13 protein-coding genes are annotated in these 16,544 nt (G+C 40.0%); 7 read left to right on the top strand and 6 right to left on the bottom strand.

The window, feature by feature from the left end; all coding sequences use genetic code 11:
• Window positions 1-83: 83 nt before the first annotated feature.
• The 5 genes from JWQ85_RS20445 to JWQ85_RS20425 form a co-directional block, all read right to left on the bottom strand.
• Window positions 84-548 carry a carboxypeptidase-like regulatory domain-containing protein gene (locus JWQ85_RS20445; RefSeq protein WP_299471302.1) on the bottom strand — a complete coding sequence of 155 codons (465 nt, stop codon included), beginning with the start codon at window positions 546-548 and terminating at the stop codon, window positions 84-86.
• A 214-nt stretch (window positions 549-762) separates the two neighbouring features.
• Entirely contained in the window at window positions 763-1,218 is a 456-nt protein-coding gene (locus JWQ85_RS20440) for a phosphatidylglycerophosphatase A (RefSeq protein ID WP_299471300.1), read from the bottom strand.
• A gap of 1 nt (window position 1,219) precedes the next feature.
• Window positions 1,220-2,542, bottom strand: a complete 1,323-nt coding sequence (locus JWQ85_RS20435) for an inositol-3-phosphate synthase (protein WP_299471298.1) — start codon at window positions 2,540-2,542, stop codon at window positions 1,220-1,222.
• Between the two features lie 232 nt (window positions 2,543-2,774).
• A complete protein-coding gene (locus JWQ85_RS20430; protein ID WP_299471296.1) occupies window positions 2,775-3,893 on the bottom strand; it encodes a hypothetical protein in 1,119 nt (372 codons plus the stop codon).
• A 58-nt stretch (window positions 3,894-3,951) separates the two neighbouring features.
• The gene (locus JWQ85_RS20425; protein WP_299471295.1) at window positions 3,952-5,169 is read right to left on the bottom strand and encodes a pyridoxal phosphate-dependent aminotransferase family protein; all 1,218 of its coding nucleotides are present in this window, start codon (window positions 5,167-5,169) and stop codon (window positions 3,952-3,954) included.
• A 359-nt stretch (window positions 5,170-5,528) separates the two neighbouring features.
• On the opposite strand from JWQ85_RS20425, the gene JWQ85_RS20420 reads away from it, so the two are divergent.
• The 4 genes from JWQ85_RS20420 (at window position 5,529) to JWQ85_RS20405 (ending at window position 12,220) form a co-directional block, all read left to right on the top strand.
• Window positions 5,529-6,881, top strand: a complete 1,353-nt coding sequence (locus tag JWQ85_RS20420; RefSeq protein ID WP_299471294.1) for a TolC family protein — start codon at window positions 5,529-5,531, stop codon at window positions 6,879-6,881.
• Window positions 6,882-6,947: 66 nt separating this feature from the next.
• Entirely contained in the window at window positions 6,948-8,066 is a 1,119-nt protein-coding gene (locus tag JWQ85_RS20415; protein WP_299471292.1) for an efflux RND transporter periplasmic adaptor subunit, read from the top strand.
• Window positions 8,067-8,146: 80 nt separating this feature from the next.
• The gene (locus tag JWQ85_RS20410; protein ID WP_299471290.1) at window positions 8,147-11,326 is read left to right on the top strand and encodes an efflux RND transporter permease subunit; all 3,180 of its coding nucleotides are present in this window, start codon (window positions 8,147-8,149) and stop codon (window positions 11,324-11,326) included.
• Between the two features lie 306 nt (window positions 11,327-11,632).
• On the top strand, window positions 11,633-12,220 hold the full coding sequence (locus JWQ85_RS20405; RefSeq protein ID WP_299471289.1) for a hypothetical protein: 588 nt from the start codon (window positions 11,633-11,635) through the stop codon (window positions 12,218-12,220).
• 139 nt (window positions 12,221-12,359) lie between these two features.
• On the opposite strand, the gene JWQ85_RS20400 is transcribed toward JWQ85_RS20405, so the two are convergent.
• Window positions 12,360-13,553 (bottom strand): pyridoxal phosphate-dependent aminotransferase, encoded by a 1,194-nt coding sequence (locus JWQ85_RS20400; protein ID WP_299471287.1) that lies wholly within the window; start codon window positions 13,551-13,553, stop codon window positions 12,360-12,362.
• 301 nt (window positions 13,554-13,854) lie between these two features.
• Here JWQ85_RS20400 and JWQ85_RS20395 point away from each other — a divergent pair, with 301 nt between their 5' ends.
• From JWQ85_RS20395 to bioA, 3 genes are read left to right on the top strand one after another with little or no spacing between them, the layout of a single operon-like run.
• Window positions 13,855-14,829 carry a cation diffusion facilitator family transporter gene (locus JWQ85_RS20395; protein WP_299471285.1) on the top strand — a complete coding sequence of 325 codons (975 nt, stop codon included), beginning with the start codon at window positions 13,855-13,857 and terminating at the stop codon, window positions 14,827-14,829.
• A complete protein-coding gene (locus tag JWQ85_RS20390; protein ID WP_299471283.1) occupies window positions 14,822-15,268 on the top strand; it encodes an NUDIX domain-containing protein in 447 nt (148 codons plus the stop codon). The genes JWQ85_RS20395 and JWQ85_RS20390 overlap by 8 nt, the downstream gene beginning before the upstream one ends.
• Complete coding sequence (bioA, locus tag JWQ85_RS20385) at window positions 15,265-16,530, top strand: adenosylmethionine--8-amino-7-oxononanoate transaminase (protein WP_299471281.1); 1,266 nt, start codon at window positions 15,265-15,267, stop codon at window positions 16,528-16,530. Before JWQ85_RS20390 ends, bioA begins: the two co-directional genes overlap by 4 nt.
• Window positions 16,531-16,544: the final 14 nt, after the last annotated feature.

The raw sequence follows: 16,544 nt of genomic DNA, 5'->3' as shown, positions 1-16,544 counted from the left end.
AACAAGAATTTATATTTCCTGAAAAACTTTTTATCAGATAACGTCATGTATACGTTACTTAACGCAAATTGCAATTTATCATACTAACTGTACTCAACATAATTATATGCCTGGGGGCGATTTTGCTCTTTATGAGCTATAACCTTTTGTATTAAAGCCACAGCTGGGTTATCCCTGTTGCGGTATCTTACTTTTTTACCTGATTTGATTTCAATTTCGGCCAGTTGTTCATTTAAAGGGGTAAGGCCAATATTAATAGTTTGCGTTTTACCCGCTTCAATGCTTACTATACGATCTTTATAGCCTACAAATGATGCTTTAAGTTGGGTGAAAGGCTTATTAGTGCTTATATTATATTTTCCATCACCATTTGTTGGAGTGGCAATGGTAGTGCCCGCAAATGATATGGTTACAAATGGGAGGGTTTCTTTAGTACCTGCATCAGTTACCGTTCCGGTAACGATGGTAGCTTGAGCAAATAATGCCGAGGTATAAAATGAAAAGAAAGCTACAAATAATAACTTCCTGTAAAAATTTTTAAGATCCATTTACTTTATTAAATACAAACTTGTTGTATGATATTTATGCTAGTCATTATCTTATAATAAAATAAGATAGTGAACAATTACTTTAGAGCATACTAACCCAGTTTGATTTCAGATTACAAAGATAAAAAAAAACCTTACAGACTTCTGTGGTCAAAAAGTCAAATAACAATTTTTGTAAACCTGTATACAAGGTTTCTTTTTACTCAGATGTGCATTAAAGTAACTTAGACCAAATAATGACTTGTATTGTTACATTGGCGTATACACCTGCTAAAATATCGTCCATCATCACACCCCATCCGCCCGGCAGTGCTTCCATTTTTCTAATAAACAGTGGCTTCGCTATATCAAAGAACCTGAATAGTATTAAAGCCACTATTATATATTTTATAGTTACAGGTACAAATAGCAAACTAATAAACATGCCTGCAACTTCATCAATTACAACGCGGCCATGATCTTTGCCCCAAATTGGCTCAACCACATTGCCATTCCAAACACCAATAAGTGTAATTATTACAGTAATTATTACAGAAGGTATTAATTGGTAACCGCCGCCCCACATCAGGTACCAGCATATACAAGCAAAAATGGCTGCCACTGTTCCTGCACCTTTACCTACGTAACCAATGCCAAAAACAGTAGCAGCCAATTTATGGAAAAACAGCATTTTATTTTGCTTCTTCCAGCTCTTCGTAATAGTCTAAACCTAAGTGTGTTATCAGGTCTTCGCCCATCATGTGGCGCAAAGTATTTTCTAATTTTATTAATTGTTTAAATATATCATTCTCTGCGTGCAGACCCGGTGCGGTTTGCGGCGATTTTAAGTAGAATGATAACCACTCTTGTACACCATGCATGTTAGCGCGTTTAGCCAAATCGCAAAATAAAGCTAAGTCTAAAGCAATAGGGGCAGCTAAAATTGAGTCACGGCATAAAAAGTTGATCTTGATCTGCATTTTGTAGCCTAACCAGCCAAAAATGTCAATGTTATCCCAGCTTTCTTTGTTATCGCCATGCGGAGGGTAGTAGTTGATACGTATCTTGTGGAAGATCTCGCCGTAAAGCTCAGGATTATCCTCAGGACGTAAAATGTCTTCTAACACACCAAGTTTTGAAACTTCTTTAGTTTTAAAGTTATCCGGGTCATCAAGTACCAAACCATCGCGGTTACCCAAAATGTTGGTAGAGAACCATCCGTGTACACCCAGTGAGCGTGCAGCTAAACCTGGTGCTAAAACAGTTTTCATTAAAGTTTGGCCTGTTTTGAAATCTTTACCGGCAATAGGGGTCTTGGTTAATTTAGCCAATTCTATCATTGCAGGGATATCAACAGTTAAGTTAGGGGCGCCGTTAGCAAAAGGTACACCTAATTTTAAAGCCGCGTATGCGTATATCATACTTGGGGCAATGCGTTTATCATCATCTAACAAAGCCTGCTCAAATGCAGCAAGTGTTTGGTGAATTTCAGAACCTTCGAAGTAAACCTCGGTAGAACCGCACCATACTAATACTACGCGGTCTAAACCGTTATCTTTCTGGAAGTTCTTAATGTCTTCCATAACTTGTTGTGCAAGCTCATGGCGGGTACCGGTTTTAACGTAAGTACCATCAAGGTTTTTAGCATAGTTTTTATCAAATGCAGCCTTCATTGGTTTAATTGATTCTAAACCTTCTCTAACTGAATCTAACAGGTCGCGCTCAAGTACTTTAGCGTTTACAGCTGCCTGGTAAACGTTATCTTCGTACACATCCCAGCCACCAAAAACAATATCGTTTAAGTTAGCCAATGGTACAAAATCTTTAATTTTTGGATGACGGGCTTCGGTACGTTTACCTAAACGGATGCTTCCCATTTGGGTTAACGAACCTATAGGTTGTGATATACCTTTCTTTACGGCTTCAACGCCGGCAATTAATGTAGTAGCTACTGCGCCTAAACCCGGAATCAATATACCAAGCTTACCTTCAGCAGGTTTAATGTTAATTTTCATTACTTGTTGTTTGTTTTAAGGATAATGCAGCTACCAAAACCAATTTGTTTAGTTAATGGTAGCTGTTTAGTTTACTGTTTGCATATATAGTAGTGACAAATCACTGTTACTATTTTTTTAGTGCAATTAAAGTAGATAGGGGTAACTTTAATTGTGGGGCAAAAGAATATAAATTTTTGGATGAAAATTTATAAATCTATAAAGATTACAGGCAGATGAAGATTGGGCTATATTATATAGTCTTTTCGTATATCCTGTATGTTTTATACTGGTCGCCACCAATAGCTTCAATGGCACGGTTAACCATATCATTATTTTCAAGGGTCCATGATGCTTCGGCATATTTTAAGCCTTTGCGCCTGTACTCTTTAATAATACTGCCATATAATGAAGCTTCGATACCTAATTTACGATAGCCATCAATAACACCCAAAAGCATGATACGTATACCGGTTATCTTCTTTTTGTTTAGTAACAGTTTAAAGATACCTGTAGGCAATAGGCGGCCTTTTTTAATGGTTTTAAGTATCTGGTTAATATCAGGTATAGCTACTCCAAAACCAACAATTTTACCATCCTGCTCTGCCACTAAAGCAAAATCAGGGTCAAGTATCATTTTAAGGTCTTTGGCGGTATAGTCAAACTCCTCGTTGGTCATTGGGAAAAAACCAAGATTTTTATCCCATGCCTTATTATATACATCGCGCAGAGCATCGGCCTCCTGCTTAAAGTTCTTCAAGTTTATTTTGCGGATAACCACGTTGCTGTTGCGTTTTAAACGCTCCTGCAGCATGTCAAGCATTTTTAAAGATTTATCGTTGTAGTTCTGGCCATCCCAGTACCAGGCCAACAAGTCGGTTTGTTTTTTGAAACCGGCATTCTCCAACAGGGTAACATAATATTCCGGGTTATAGGTCATCATTACCACCGGCGGTTTATCAAAGCCTTTAACAAGCAATCCGCAGGTTTCGTTAGTTGATGGGTTTACCGGGCCCGCAATTTTTTCGGCACCTTTTTCTTTTAACCACTTTATAGCAGTATCAAAAAGTAGGTTGGCAGTTTCCTGGTCATTGATAACATCAAAAAAACCAAAGAAACCATCATTTACATTATTGAACTTGTTATGGTTTGTGTTATAAATAGCAGCAATACGCCCAACTATTTTATCGCCATCGTAAGCCAAAAAGGTTTGCAGCGACGAGTGCTTGTGAAAAGGGTGCGTGGTTAGCAGGTCCTTTTGCGCTATAAATAATTCGGGTACGTAATTCGGATCGTTCTTATACAGGTCATGCGGGAAGTCAATAAAAGATGCAAGTTCTTTTTTTGACTGTACCGGTACAATTTTTTTCATTTGTGAGGTTAAGTTAATACCGGTACCATGCAGGCGTGATACCGGTATATTAAAGAGATTATATGTTTTCTTTAATAGTATTGCTACTATTAGTTACGCCTACAACTTTAAACGCTTGTATCAATTTTTCTACAGCTTCGTCTATCTGCGCAAATGTATGGGTTGCCATTAAGGAGAACCTTAACAAAGATGAATCAGACGGAACAGCCGGGGATACAACCGGATTAACAAATACGCCCGCGTTTTGCAGGTAATTGGTTACCTGGAAAGTTTTTGCATTATCGCGTATATATATAGGTAGGATAGGGCTTTCTGATGCGCCGATATCAAAACCTTCATCAGATAATAATTTAACGGCGTAATTAGTATTGTCCCAAAGTTTTTGAATACGCTCAGGTTCGGCCTCAATAATATCAAGGGCAGCAATTACGCTGGCAACAGAACCCGGAGTCATACTTGCGCTGAACATTAATGAACGTGCGCGATGTTTTATATAATCAATTGTATCGTAATCGCTGGCGATAAAACCACCTAATGAGGCAAGAGATTTACTAAAGGTGCTCATAATAAGATCAACCTGGTCGGTTAAACCAAAATGCGATGCGGTACCTGAACCATTATGGCCAATTACGCCTAAACTGTGCGCATCATCAACCATAATATTAACGCCGTATTTATCGGCAAGTTCAACAATTGCGGGCAGTTTAACAATATCGCCTTCCATGCTGAAGATACCATCTACAACAATAACTTTAACGGCTTCTTCTGGCAGCATGCTTAGCTTGCGCTCCAGGTCAACCATGTCATTGTGGGCATATTTAATAACCTTTGAAAACGATAAACGCGTGCCGTCAATAATAGAAGCGTGGTCGTATTCGTCAAGTATTAAGTAATCGTTACGGCCGGTTATGCATGATAATACGCCCAGGTTAACCTGGAAACCGGTACTGAATAATACCGCGGCCTCTTTGCCAACATATTTGGCAAGGCGGTTTTCTAGTTCAATGTGAATATCAAGTGTGCCGTTTAAGAACCTTGAACCTGCACAACCAGATCCGTATTTATCAATTGCTTTTTTTGTAGCTTCTTTTATTTTTGGATGATTTGTAAGACCTAAATAGGAATTTGAACCAAACATTAAAACACGCTTGCCATTAATGATAACCTCAGTATCCTGGCCCGATTCTATTGGCCTAAAAAAAGGATATAGGCCCTGTGCCCTGATCATATTTGCATCCTGGAACTGAGCAATCTTCTCGTGTAACTTTTTAACCATTTATAAACACTGCTTAAATTTTTTGTAAAAATACCATGAATAAGCTTATAACTTGCATGGAGAATGTAAATTTTTTACACACTACCTTAATAGTGTGTTAATACACTGCATAGTATGTCAACATACTTCCATCAGGCAAATTAATTAAATTTTTTATTTATTCGCTACCACTATTTTACATTTTATTGGAAAAAGTTGAAAAACCGTGCCAATTATCATTCAATTCTCCTAATTAGGTAAAATTTTTGTTGTTGATTTTCAATTGAAATAGAATAACATGATATTCGTGCTCCCTGTTAGTAACACGAAAACTCAGAAAAATTACTGATGATTTTCGCTAATGTCGCATTTAAGTCCTTATGAAAAAATTACACTACTTATTTATTTCTAATATATTACTTTTTTCCCCGGTTGCATTATTTGCCCAAACAACTGCCGATACAACTACATCAGTAGTAAATTTAAAACAAAGCATTGATTTTGCCTTGCGCAATCAGCCGCAATTAAAGCAGGCAAATATTGATGAACAAATTAACGAACGCGATATTAAAATAAGTTTATCTGCCTGGTTACCTCAAATAGGTACCACCGGCCAGTACCAGCATTACTTTCAAAGGCCTGCGCAGGTTGCTGCCGGTGGTACAGGAACCGGCACAGGCGGATCTCAGCAAAATTTAGCCATAGCACATAATGTATCTACTTTAGGGGTACAAGCCAGCCAGGTTTTATATAATAACGATGTATTGCAGGCATCACGTGCCTCAAAATATTCAAGGCAGTACTACAAACAAAACACCGAGAGTAGTAAAATAGATGTGGTAACTGATGTAAGCAAGGCATTTTATGATGTATTATTATCACAACGCCAGTTGGATATTATTAAGGAAGACATTGTAAGGCTTCGCAGGAGTTTAAAGGATGCCTACTCTCGCTACCAGGCCGGTGTGGTTGATAAAACCGATTACAAGCAGGCTACTATAGCGCTGAATAATTCGCTTGCATCACAAAAACAAACGCAAGAAGCTATTAAAAGTAAAACGGCTTTGCTAAAACAGATCATGGGCTTTAATCCCGATAAGGCATTGGTATTATCATATGACTCCGCCCGCTTACAAGGCGAAGCCGTTATTGATACCAACCAGATATTAAATTATACCAACCGAATTGAATATCGTTTATTGCAAACACAAAAAAACCTGCTTAACTTAAATGTATCTTACTATAGATGGAATTACCTGCCATCATTATCGGCAGTGGGTGGTTACAGTTTGGCCTATTTTAACGACAGTTTTTCTAAGATGTACAATACTTCATATCCTACATCATTTGCAGGCTTATCTTTATCTATCCCAATTTTTACGGGAGGTAAGCGTTTGCAAAATTTAGCAAAAGCCCGCTTACAGGTAGAGCGTACCGATCTTGATCTGGAGAACAGCCGTAATGCCATTAATACAGAATATGCACAAGCACTGGCCAATTACAAAAGCAATTATAATAACTGGGTAATACTAAACGATAATGTAGCACTGGCCAAGGATGTATATAAGGTAGTGGATCTGCAATATCGTGAGGGGATCAAAACCTATCTTGATGTTATTGTATCGCAAGCCGATCTGCGCACAGCCGAACTAAACTATTATAATGCGCTGTTCCAATTGTTATCAAGTAAAATAGACCTGCAAAGGGCACTGGGCACACTGCAACCCGAATAATAATTAGTATCAGTGTATTAACTGATGAAAACTTTATCAACATTGAAAAAACGACAACTTACAATAATGAAAAATAGATATACCTACTGTATTGCCGCTATAGCTTTACTAACAATTTCGTCCTGCGGTAATAAAGCTCAAAAGCAAAATGCAGCACTACCACCAACACCTGTAAATGTTATTGAGGCTAAAAAGGCCGACGCTTTATATTATGATAAATACCAGGGAACTGTTGTTGCCTTAAATTCTGTTGAGTTGCGCAGTCAGGTTAGTGGGTTTATAACCGGTATATTTTTTAAAGAAGGAGATGTGGTAAAAAAAGGCACTCCTTTATATGAGATAGACCGCCGTAAATATGTAGCGGCTTATGAGCAGGCCAGGGCTAATTTGCTTAGTGCAAAAGCTAACCTTAGTAAAGCACAAAAGGATATTGACCGTTATAATATGCTGTTAAAGAATGATGCGGTAGCCCGCCAAACGGTTGACCAGGCAACTGCCAGTTTCGAAACCAGCCAAAGCCAGGTTGCTGTTGCACAGGCGGGTGTTCAATCGGCAGCTACAGATCTTTCATACGCTACTATAAGAGCGCCATTCACAGGCCGGATAGGTATTTCACAGGTTAAATTGGGTGCCCAGGTTTCGCCGGGTACTACTTTATTAAATACTATATCAACAGGCAACCCAATTGGGGTTGATATTGTAGTAAACGAACAAGATATAAACCGCTTTTATAAACTGCAAAAAGCAAGCACCGATACTACCTTCTTGCTGCAAACATCTGATGGTACAACTTTTAATAAACCCGGAAAAGTATTTGCTATTGACCGTGGCGTAAGCGATCAAACAGGTACTATAAAGGTAAGGGTACAGTTCCCTAATGCGCAGGATGAGCTGAAAGATGGTATGAGCTGTGTATTGCAGGTATTAAATGATAACTCGGGCAACCGTGTGCAGATACCTTACAAGGCTATAACCGAGCAAATGGGCGAATTTTTTGTGTTTGTAGCACAAGATACCATTGCCGAGCAACGCAAAGTAACTATAGGCCAGCGTATTCAAAGTAATGTAATAGTTATGGATGGTATTAAACCAGGCGAAAAGATAATTACCGAAGGTTTCCAACGCTTGCGCGATAAGGGCAAAATAACGCTTGGCCCACCGGCAGGTACTGCCCCGGCTAAATAATACCGACATAACCTATCCTTTAAAGAGAAGCTATTAATGGGATTGTTTGTCCCGAAGAATTTTAAGCAAAATACAAAAGAATGATCGCAGATACTTTTATACGACGCCCGGTAACCGCCATTGTTATCTCCCTGGTTATCCTGATCGTTGGAATTTTGGCTATAACAAGCCTGCCTATTGGGCAGTACCCGGAAATTACCCCGCCTACTGTACAGGTAACCGGTAACTATACAGGCGCCGATGCCTTAACAGTTGAGCAAACTGTTGCTACACCTGTAGAGGTGCAGGTAAACGGTACCCCTGGCATGACTTATTTGCAAAGTAACAGTACCAGCAACGGCCAAATGAGCATGACCGTTAACTTTGAGGTTGGTACCGATATTAATAATGCCGCGCTTGATGTGCAGAACCGTGTAGGTATAGCCCTGCCAACCCTGCCGCAAGAGGTACAGCGTTTGGGTATGATTGTACGTAAACGTAACCCAAGTATATTAATGCTTGTGGCTATGTTTTCGCCAAATGGTACACACAATGTTACTTTTACAGATAACTACACCAACGTATTTATAAAAGATGCCTTGCTGCGTACAAAAGGTGTGGGCGACGTATTTACACGTGCCGATGATTTTAGTATGCGTATATGGCTTAAGCCGGATAAAATGGCCGCCCTAAACATGACCGCTGCCGATGTTACTGCTGCCCTGCAGGAACAAAACGCGCAGGTTGCAGCAGGTACAGTAGGCGCAACCCCGCAAATGAAGGGGCAAACCTTTGAGTATACCGTGCTGGTAAAAGGCCGACTTTCTGATAAATCTGAATTTGAGAACATTGTAGTTAAAACACAACCTAACAATGGCGCGGTAGTTCATTTAAAAGATGTAGCACGTGTAGAGCTGGGTAAGTTTAATTACGCGGGTAACTCATACGTTGATGGTAAAAGGGCATCGTACCTGTTAATATACCAGGCACCGGGTAGTAACGCTATCGAAACTGCTGATAATGTTACAGCCACCATGAACGAGCTAAAAAAATCATTCCCTAAGGATATTGATTATGTTGTGCCGTTCGAGTCTGTAACTGTTGTAAAGGTATCCTTACATGAGGTGATCGAAACCCTTGTAATTGCCCTTGCACTGGTAATTATAGTAGTATTTTTATTCCTGCAAAACTGGCGTACAACACTTATCCCGGTGTTAGCTATTCCAGTATCTATTATTGGTACATTCATCTTCTTTATACCGCTTGGGTTTACTATAAACACTTTAACGCTGTTTGGTTTCGTACTGGCTATTGGTATTGTGGTGGATGATGCCATTGTAGTAGTGGAGGCCGTACAGCATTATATGGACGAGAAGGGGATGTCGCCAAAAGAGGCTACCGAGCATGCCATGCGTGATATATCGGCACCGGTTATCGCAATAGCGTTGATCCTTGCCGCGGTATTTGTACCGGTAGGGTTTGTGCCCGGTATAGTTGGCCGTTTATATCAACAGTTTGCTATAACCATTGCTATATCTGTATTGATATCGGCATTTGTGGCACTATCGCTTACACCTGCATTGTGTACCATATTATTACGTCCGCATAAGATTGATGAAAAATCAACCGGGTTAAACAGGTTCTTCTTTAAGTTTAACCAATGGTTTGAAAAAGTAACAGGCCGTTACCGTAACGCGGTAGACAGAGGCATTAAACATTCCAAGTTTATAGTTATCATATTGGTTTGTATAGTAATTGGTACTATCCTGTTATTTAAGGGGAAACCATCAGGCTTTATTCCGTTGGAGGATGAAGGCCGTGTATACGTAACTTACGATTTGCCGGAAGGCTCATCAACAGAACGTACTGTTGCTGTATTACACGAGATGATGGCGGTATTAGATAGCGTACCAGCCATAGGCCATTACGCAGCCCTTGGTGGATTGAATGCGGTTAACTTCGCGACAAAATCTAACAGTGCAACCATATTTGTGCAGTTAAAACCATGGGATCAGCGTGAGGACGAAAAAGACCAGTTAGACGGTGTTATAAAAACTATACAAGGTAAACTGGCAAGATTTAAAGAGGCCAGCGTAGTAGTAATATCCCCGCCAGCTATACCAGGCTTGGGTAACACGGGTGGTTTCTCCTTCATATTACAAGAAAAAGAAGCCGGTGGCGATATCAAGAATTTTGAAAAGGTATTGAATAATTTTGTGGCGGCAGTTAATAAACGCCCCGAAATTGCAAAGGCATTCTCCTTCTTTACCGCGCATACACCTGCTTATCAGTTAACTATAGACAGGGAAAAGGCAAAAAAATTAGGTGTGAAAATATCTGATGTAAACAATGCCCTGCAAACCTATATGGGTAGCTCTTATATAAACGACTTTACGGTTTACGGCCGTAACTTTAGGGTAGTGGCACAGGCCGATACAAATTACCGTACCAATATCCAGAATATAGGGCAGTACTTTGTACGTAACGAAGCCGGTGCCATGGTACCGCTTAGTACGCTTACCAGTTATAAGGTTATAGAGAATGCACCATTAATATCGCACTATAACTTGTTCCGTTCGGCAGAAATAAATGGTAGCACCAAACCAGGTTACAGTAGCGGCGACGCTATAACCGCCCTAAAAGAAGTTGCTGCCGAAACCTTACCGCAGGGTTATGGTTACGAATTTTCGGGCTTAAGCCGCGAGGAGTTGTTATCAGGTTCAAAAACGGTTTACATATTTGCTTTATCAATAGGTTTTGTATTCCTGTTCCTGGCTGCTTTGTATGAAAGCTGGTCGGTACCGTTCTCGGTATTGTTAGCTGTACCACTAGGTGCATTTGGTGCAATACTGTTCTTGACGTTTAAACCCGGCTTAACAAATAACGTGTATGCGCAAATTGGTTTGATAACCTTGATTGGTTTGGCTGCCAAGAACGCCATTTTGATTGTGGAGTTTGCCAAAGAACGTGTAGATAGGGGCATGAACCTGGAAAAAGCCACGCTCGAAGCTGTAAGGCTTCGTTTAAGGCCTATTATCATGACCTCTATGGCATTTATATTAGGTGTGTTACCATTGGTAATAGCATCTGGCGCAGGTGCCAAAGCAAGGCAAACAATTGGCTGGACAGTGTTCGGCGGTATGCTTGCAGCAACATCGCTGGCTATATTTATAGTACCAGTGTTGTATTATATTATTACCAAATACTCCTTCGGTGAAGCTAAGCTTGCCGAAATGGAGAAAAACTTTAAGCCCGACCCGGAGATAGATCCGGAAGTGTAATAGAAAAAGCCCCTTATTTAAGGGGCTTTTTTGTTTCCAATGATGCCGATCAACTCAAATGTCGGCGTGCCAAACTGGGTTTGTGTTAAATAACTGTCCTGATAACTATAAAGAGTACACTTTTCACAAATTTACAACACCTGGAAAGATGTAAACAAATGTTAAATAAACTTAATTAACACAATTTGACCTTTTGATATTAAAAGTCAAAAATCATTTGATTATCAGTTAGTAAGCTATTAAATTAGCTGGAAAACGGTATTTTAATTAGTCATTAGAAAATCATTTATGGCAAAAAACAGGCAATTGGCAAAGTATTTGTTTGTAGCGGTGTATCACAATTTAAAATGTATTACTAAAAACACGACAATGAAAACAATGACAAAATTAGTAGCCGCAGCATTTACAGCAGCCGCTATATTTATCGGAACAAATGTTAATGCTCAAACTACACCAAAAAGCGTATGGCGCTTAGGTGTTGGTTTAGAAGGAGGAATACCTACAGGTAACGCTCATGATTATTTTGGTGCTCAAATAGGTGGTACTGCACGTTTGCAGTACGGTATTTCTGATAACCTTGCTTTAACGCTTACATCAGGTTACTATAACTTTTTTGCTAAAAATGATTACAAAAATGTAGGTGGCGATGATTTAGGTATGGTTCCTGTAAAAGCTGGTATTAAAGCTTTCGTAAGCCAAAACATATATTTGGGTGCAGAAGTTGGTGCCGGTTTTGAAACATCATTAGGAAAAAGTACTAAATTAATTGCATCTCCGGGTATTGGTTGGGCTAATCAATCATGGGATGTTGGTGTGCGTTACGAAAACTACTCTGGTCAAAGCAATAACTATGGCTTAGTAGGTTTACGTTTAGCTTACGGCTTCGGATTGTAATTTATAGCCGAAACTTTACTTAACAAAAAGCCCCTTGTCAATTTTGACAAGGGGCTTTTTTATGTTTTACGCTGTCATGGTGAGCTTGTCGAACCATTAGCGAACTATCCTTCGACAAGCTCAGGATGACAATTTGGTATTACGCTAATTTTCCAAGCGCGACTTTGATCCTTTTCATAGCTTCTACCAATTTATCTTCGGCAGCAGCATATGATATACGAATGGATTTTTTATCGCCAAAAGAATCACCGCCAACAGTTGCTACATGTGCTTCTTCTAACAGAAATATGCTTAATTCATCAGCATCATTAATAGTTTTGCCATTAAAGCTTTTGCCAAAGAATGAAGTTACGTTAGGGAAGAAGTAGAACGCACCATCAGGCAGGTTAACTGTAATGCCATCAATATTTTTTAATAAGCCGTAAACCAGGTCGCGGCGTTTCAGGAACTGGTCGCGCATTTGCAATACGGTTTCTAAACCACCTGTGTAAGCGGCTACACCTGCTTTTTGTGTAATAGAGCAGGTACCCGAAGTAATTTGTCCCTGCATTTTATCGCAAGCTGCAGCAATTTCGCTATTAGATGCAGTATAACCAATTCTCCAGCCGGTCATAGCAAATGCCTTTGACCATCCGTTGATGATAACCACACGATCCTTAATGCTATCAAACTGGGCGATAGATTCGTGTCCGCCTATAAAGTTAATGTGCTCATAGATCTCATCGCTCAGGATATAGATGTTTGGGTATTTTTCAAAAACCTTAGCAAGGCTTTCTAATTCGGGTTTGCTGTAAACGCTACCGGTAGGGTTACACGGCGACGAGAACATGAACAGTTTAGTTTTAGGCGTAATAGCTGCTTCTAATTGCTCGGCAGTAATTTTAAAGTTATTTTCAACAGTAGTGTCGATGAAAACACTCACACCTTCGGCAAGTTTCACCACCTCAGAGTATGAAACCCAGTAAGGGGTAGGTATAATAACTTCTTCACCCGGGTTAACCAGGCATAATACCGCATTAGCAATAGCTTGTTTAGCACCGGTAGAAACTACAATTTGGCTATCAGTATAATCCAGGTTGTTTTCTGTCTTTAATTTGCCTACAACAGCCTTGCGCAGGTCTGGGTAGCCGGCAACAGGGGTGTAATAAGTAAAGTTTTTATCCATGGCCGTTTTAGCGGCTTCCTTAATATGTTCGGGGGTATGAAAATCGGGCTCGCCAAAGCTAAGGCTTATTACATCTACACCTTTAGCAGCCAATTCGCGGCCCATTTTGGCCATCTTAATGGTCTGGGATTCTGACAGGTTATTTATCCTGTTACTTAATGCGCTCATATATTGTTGTCTTATTGCGGCAAATATAGAAAATTTGTTTGCACAGATTTTGTCATTCTGTCGAAAAGGAAGAATCTATAAATCAATGCTTAATAATTGACAATAGATTAATAAAAGTGTTGCAATGGGCGTTGCCTGCGGCCGGGCTTTACACTCATACTGCGCAGCCATTAATCACAGGCCGGTATCCGCTTCAATCCCTAACGCGGGTTTACAACTATATCCAGATTGATATGTTACACTTTTTACAAAATGTCAAGGCTAAATTTCCGTAAGTTTGGCCTCTCTAAAAAGGTTGGTTTTGAAGGAACAAAAAAGGATAATACTGATATCGCTAATTACCGGCGCTGTGCTAATGGTAATGAAATTTGGCGCCTATTTTTTAACCAACTCCAATTTTGTACTAACCGATGCTGCCGAAAGCATTGTTAACGTGGTTGCCAGTTCTTTTGCCTTCTTTAGTATCTACCTTGCATCACAGCCACGGGATGAGAACCATCCGTACGGCCATGGTAAAGTAGAGTATTTCTCGGTATTTATAGAGGGGGCACTGATCGGGATCGCCGGGTTTATTATCATCATTAAATCAACCTACAGTATTTTTTATCCCGAGGTTATTCATGATTTGCTGCTGGGTGCGGTTATTATCGGTATAACGGGTGTAATAAACGGATTGCTGGGCTATTACATGATCAATAAAGGTAAAACATTACCATCTATCACCATTGAGGCTGATGGCCGGCATTTGCTTACTGATATGATTACCAGTTGCGGCCTGGTTATAGGTTTGCTGCTCATACACTTCACAAAAATATTATGGCTGGATAGTGTACTATCTATACTGGTTGGTTTGTACATTTTATATACCGGGTACAAACTTATCCGCCGCTCGGTAGCGGGATTAATGGATGAGACTGATTTTATTATCATTAGCAACGTAGTAAAAGTTTTAGGAGAGCAACGCCGTGAAGAGTGGATAGACATACATAACCTGCGCGCCCAAAAATATGGTAACGAATTACATATAGATTGCCACCTAACTCTTCCTAACTATTTCGACCTTAACCGGGTACACGAGGAAGTAAAGCTGGTTGAAAAACTGGTAAATAAAAATGCGGGCATTGTAACTGAGTTTTTTATTCATACGGATCCATGCCTGCCGGATTGCTGCCACTATTGCAGCATGCCTAACTGCCCCATCAGGAGCGAGGCAAAAAGAGAGGACATTCCCTGGACAATGGATAAGGTAATGCGCAACAAAAAACATTATGAGTAAAAAGTTTTTCAATGTACGTGTTTATGGCTTGCTGATAAACGCTGAAAATGAAGTGTTGATTAGCGATGAACAAGAGTATGGTATTCAATTCACTAAGTTCCCCGGTGGTGGCTTAGAATATGGCGAGGGATTGATTGAAGGGCTGAAGCGCGAATTTATAGAGGAATGCAATACCGAAGTTGAAGTGATAAGCCATTTTTACACAACAGATTTTTTTGTTAAGTCAGCCTTTAACGATTCGCAGATCATCAGCATTTATTACCTGGTTAAAGCGGTATCCGATCTGCGGTTCGCTACCAAAACCATTGTGTTTGATTTTGATGGCGAGGGTGATGTTTTACAATCTTTCCGTTGGGTAAAATTGTGTGAACTTACCGTAGATACTTTTACCTTCCCTACAGACCAATATGTTGCTGATCTTTTACTTAAAACGATATGAGCTTAGTTGAACGTGATTTACAAGTAATATGGCATCCCTACACCCAAATGAAAACGGCCCAGCCGCCTATACCAATAGTAAGGGGCGAGGGTACATGTTTATATGCCGAAGACGGAAAAAAATATATCGATGCCATATCATCCTGGTGGGTAAATATCCACGGGCACTCACACCCATACATTGCTAAAAAAATAGCAGAACAGCTATTACAACTGGAGCACGCCATATTCGCGGGTTTTACACATCCCGGCGCTGTCGAACTGGCCGAACGTTTATTGGCTATACTGCCGTCCAATCAGGCTAAAGCCTTTTATTCGGACAACGGCTCAACTGCTATAGAAGTCGCGATAAAAATGTGCCTGCAATACTGGCATAATAAAGGCGAACAGCGTACCAAAATAATAGCATTTAAAAATGCCTATCATGGCGATACCTTCGGGGCTATGTCGGTAAGCGGCAGGAGTGCTTTTACAGCGGCTTTTGATAGCCTGTTATTTGAGGTTGAGTTTATCGACTTGCCGAATGCGGATAACATCAAAAGTATCAAGTCGTTAGTATCAAGTATCAAGACAGAAGTATCCTTATTTATATTTGAACCACTTGTACAAGGTTCGGCAGGTATGATAATGTACGATGCCAAGTATTTAGACGAGCTTATGGCACATTGCCGTAGGGAGGGTGTATTGCTTATTGCTGATGAAGTATTTACCGGTTTCGGCCGCACAGGTAAGTCTTTCGCCTGCAACCATGTGGAAACCCAACCGGATATTATGTGCTTCTCTAAAGGCTTAACAGGCGGCACAATGGCTTTCGGGCTTACTACCTGTACACAGGATATTTACGATGCTTTTTTATCTGATGATAAGATGAAGACCTTATTCCACGGGCACTCTTATACAGCTAACCCGGTGGCCTGCGCGGCAGCATTGGCAAGTCTGGATCTGTTCTTAGAACCATCTACCCAACAAAATATAGATCGTATTGCTGCCAAACATGCAGTGTTTGCAGAGAAGGTTAAAGGGCATACATCCTTAAAAACAACCCGCCAAACCGGAACTATATTGGCCCTGGAATGGGAAACCGGCAACAACACCTCATATTTTAGCAGTTTACGAGATAAACTTTACCATTATTTTTTAAACGCCGGTATTATATTAAGGCCTTTGGGTAATATCATTTACATTTTACCCCCGTATTGCATAACTGACGAGGAACTCAATTACATTTACACCACCATTGAGCAAGCCCTTAATGACATTTGAAACATGGAATTAAA

The sequence above is a fragment of the Mucilaginibacter sp. genome (assembly GCF_028288105.1).
Lineage (GTDB): Bacteria > Bacteroidota > Bacteroidia > Sphingobacteriales > Sphingobacteriaceae > Mucilaginibacter.
This window is presented reverse-complemented; position numbering and strand designations above follow the sequence as displayed.

What these genes read in the sequence shown, in the direction of transcription:
- JWQ85_RS20445 (WP_299471302.1), bottom strand. Translation starts at nt 548, where the DNA reads ATGGATCTTAAAAATTTTTACAGGAAGTTATTATTTGTAGCTTTCTTT.
- JWQ85_RS20440 (WP_299471300.1), bottom strand. Translation starts at nt 1,218, where the DNA reads ATGCTGTTTTTCCATAAATTGGCTGCTACTGTTTTTGGCATTGGTTAC.
- JWQ85_RS20435 (WP_299471298.1), bottom strand. Translation starts at nt 2,542, where the DNA reads ATGAAAATTAACATTAAACCTGCTGAAGGTAAGCTTGGTATATTGATT.
- JWQ85_RS20430 (WP_299471296.1), bottom strand. Translation starts at nt 3,893, where the DNA reads ATGAAAAAAATTGTACCGGTACAGTCAAAAAAAGAACTTGCATCTTTT.
- JWQ85_RS20425 (WP_299471295.1), bottom strand. Translation starts at nt 5,169, where the DNA reads ATGGTTAAAAAGTTACACGAGAAGATTGCTCAGTTCCAGGATGCAAAT.
- JWQ85_RS20420 (WP_299471294.1), top strand. Translation starts at nt 5,529, where the DNA reads ATGAAAAAATTACACTACTTATTTATTTCTAATATATTACTTTTTTCC.
- JWQ85_RS20415 (WP_299471292.1), top strand. Translation starts at nt 6,948, where the DNA reads ATGAAAAATAGATATACCTACTGTATTGCCGCTATAGCTTTACTAACA.
- JWQ85_RS20410 (WP_299471290.1), top strand. Translation starts at nt 8,147, where the DNA reads ATGATCGCAGATACTTTTATACGACGCCCGGTAACCGCCATTGTTATC.
- JWQ85_RS20400 (WP_299471287.1), bottom strand. Translation starts at nt 13,553, where the DNA reads ATGAGCGCATTAAGTAACAGGATAAATAACCTGTCAGAATCCCAGACC.
- JWQ85_RS20390 (WP_299471283.1), top strand. Translation starts at nt 14,822, where the DNA reads ATGAGTAAAAAGTTTTTCAATGTACGTGTTTATGGCTTGCTGATAAAC.
- bioA (WP_299471281.1), top strand. Translation starts at nt 15,265, where the DNA reads ATGAGCTTAGTTGAACGTGATTTACAAGTAATATGGCATCCCTACACC.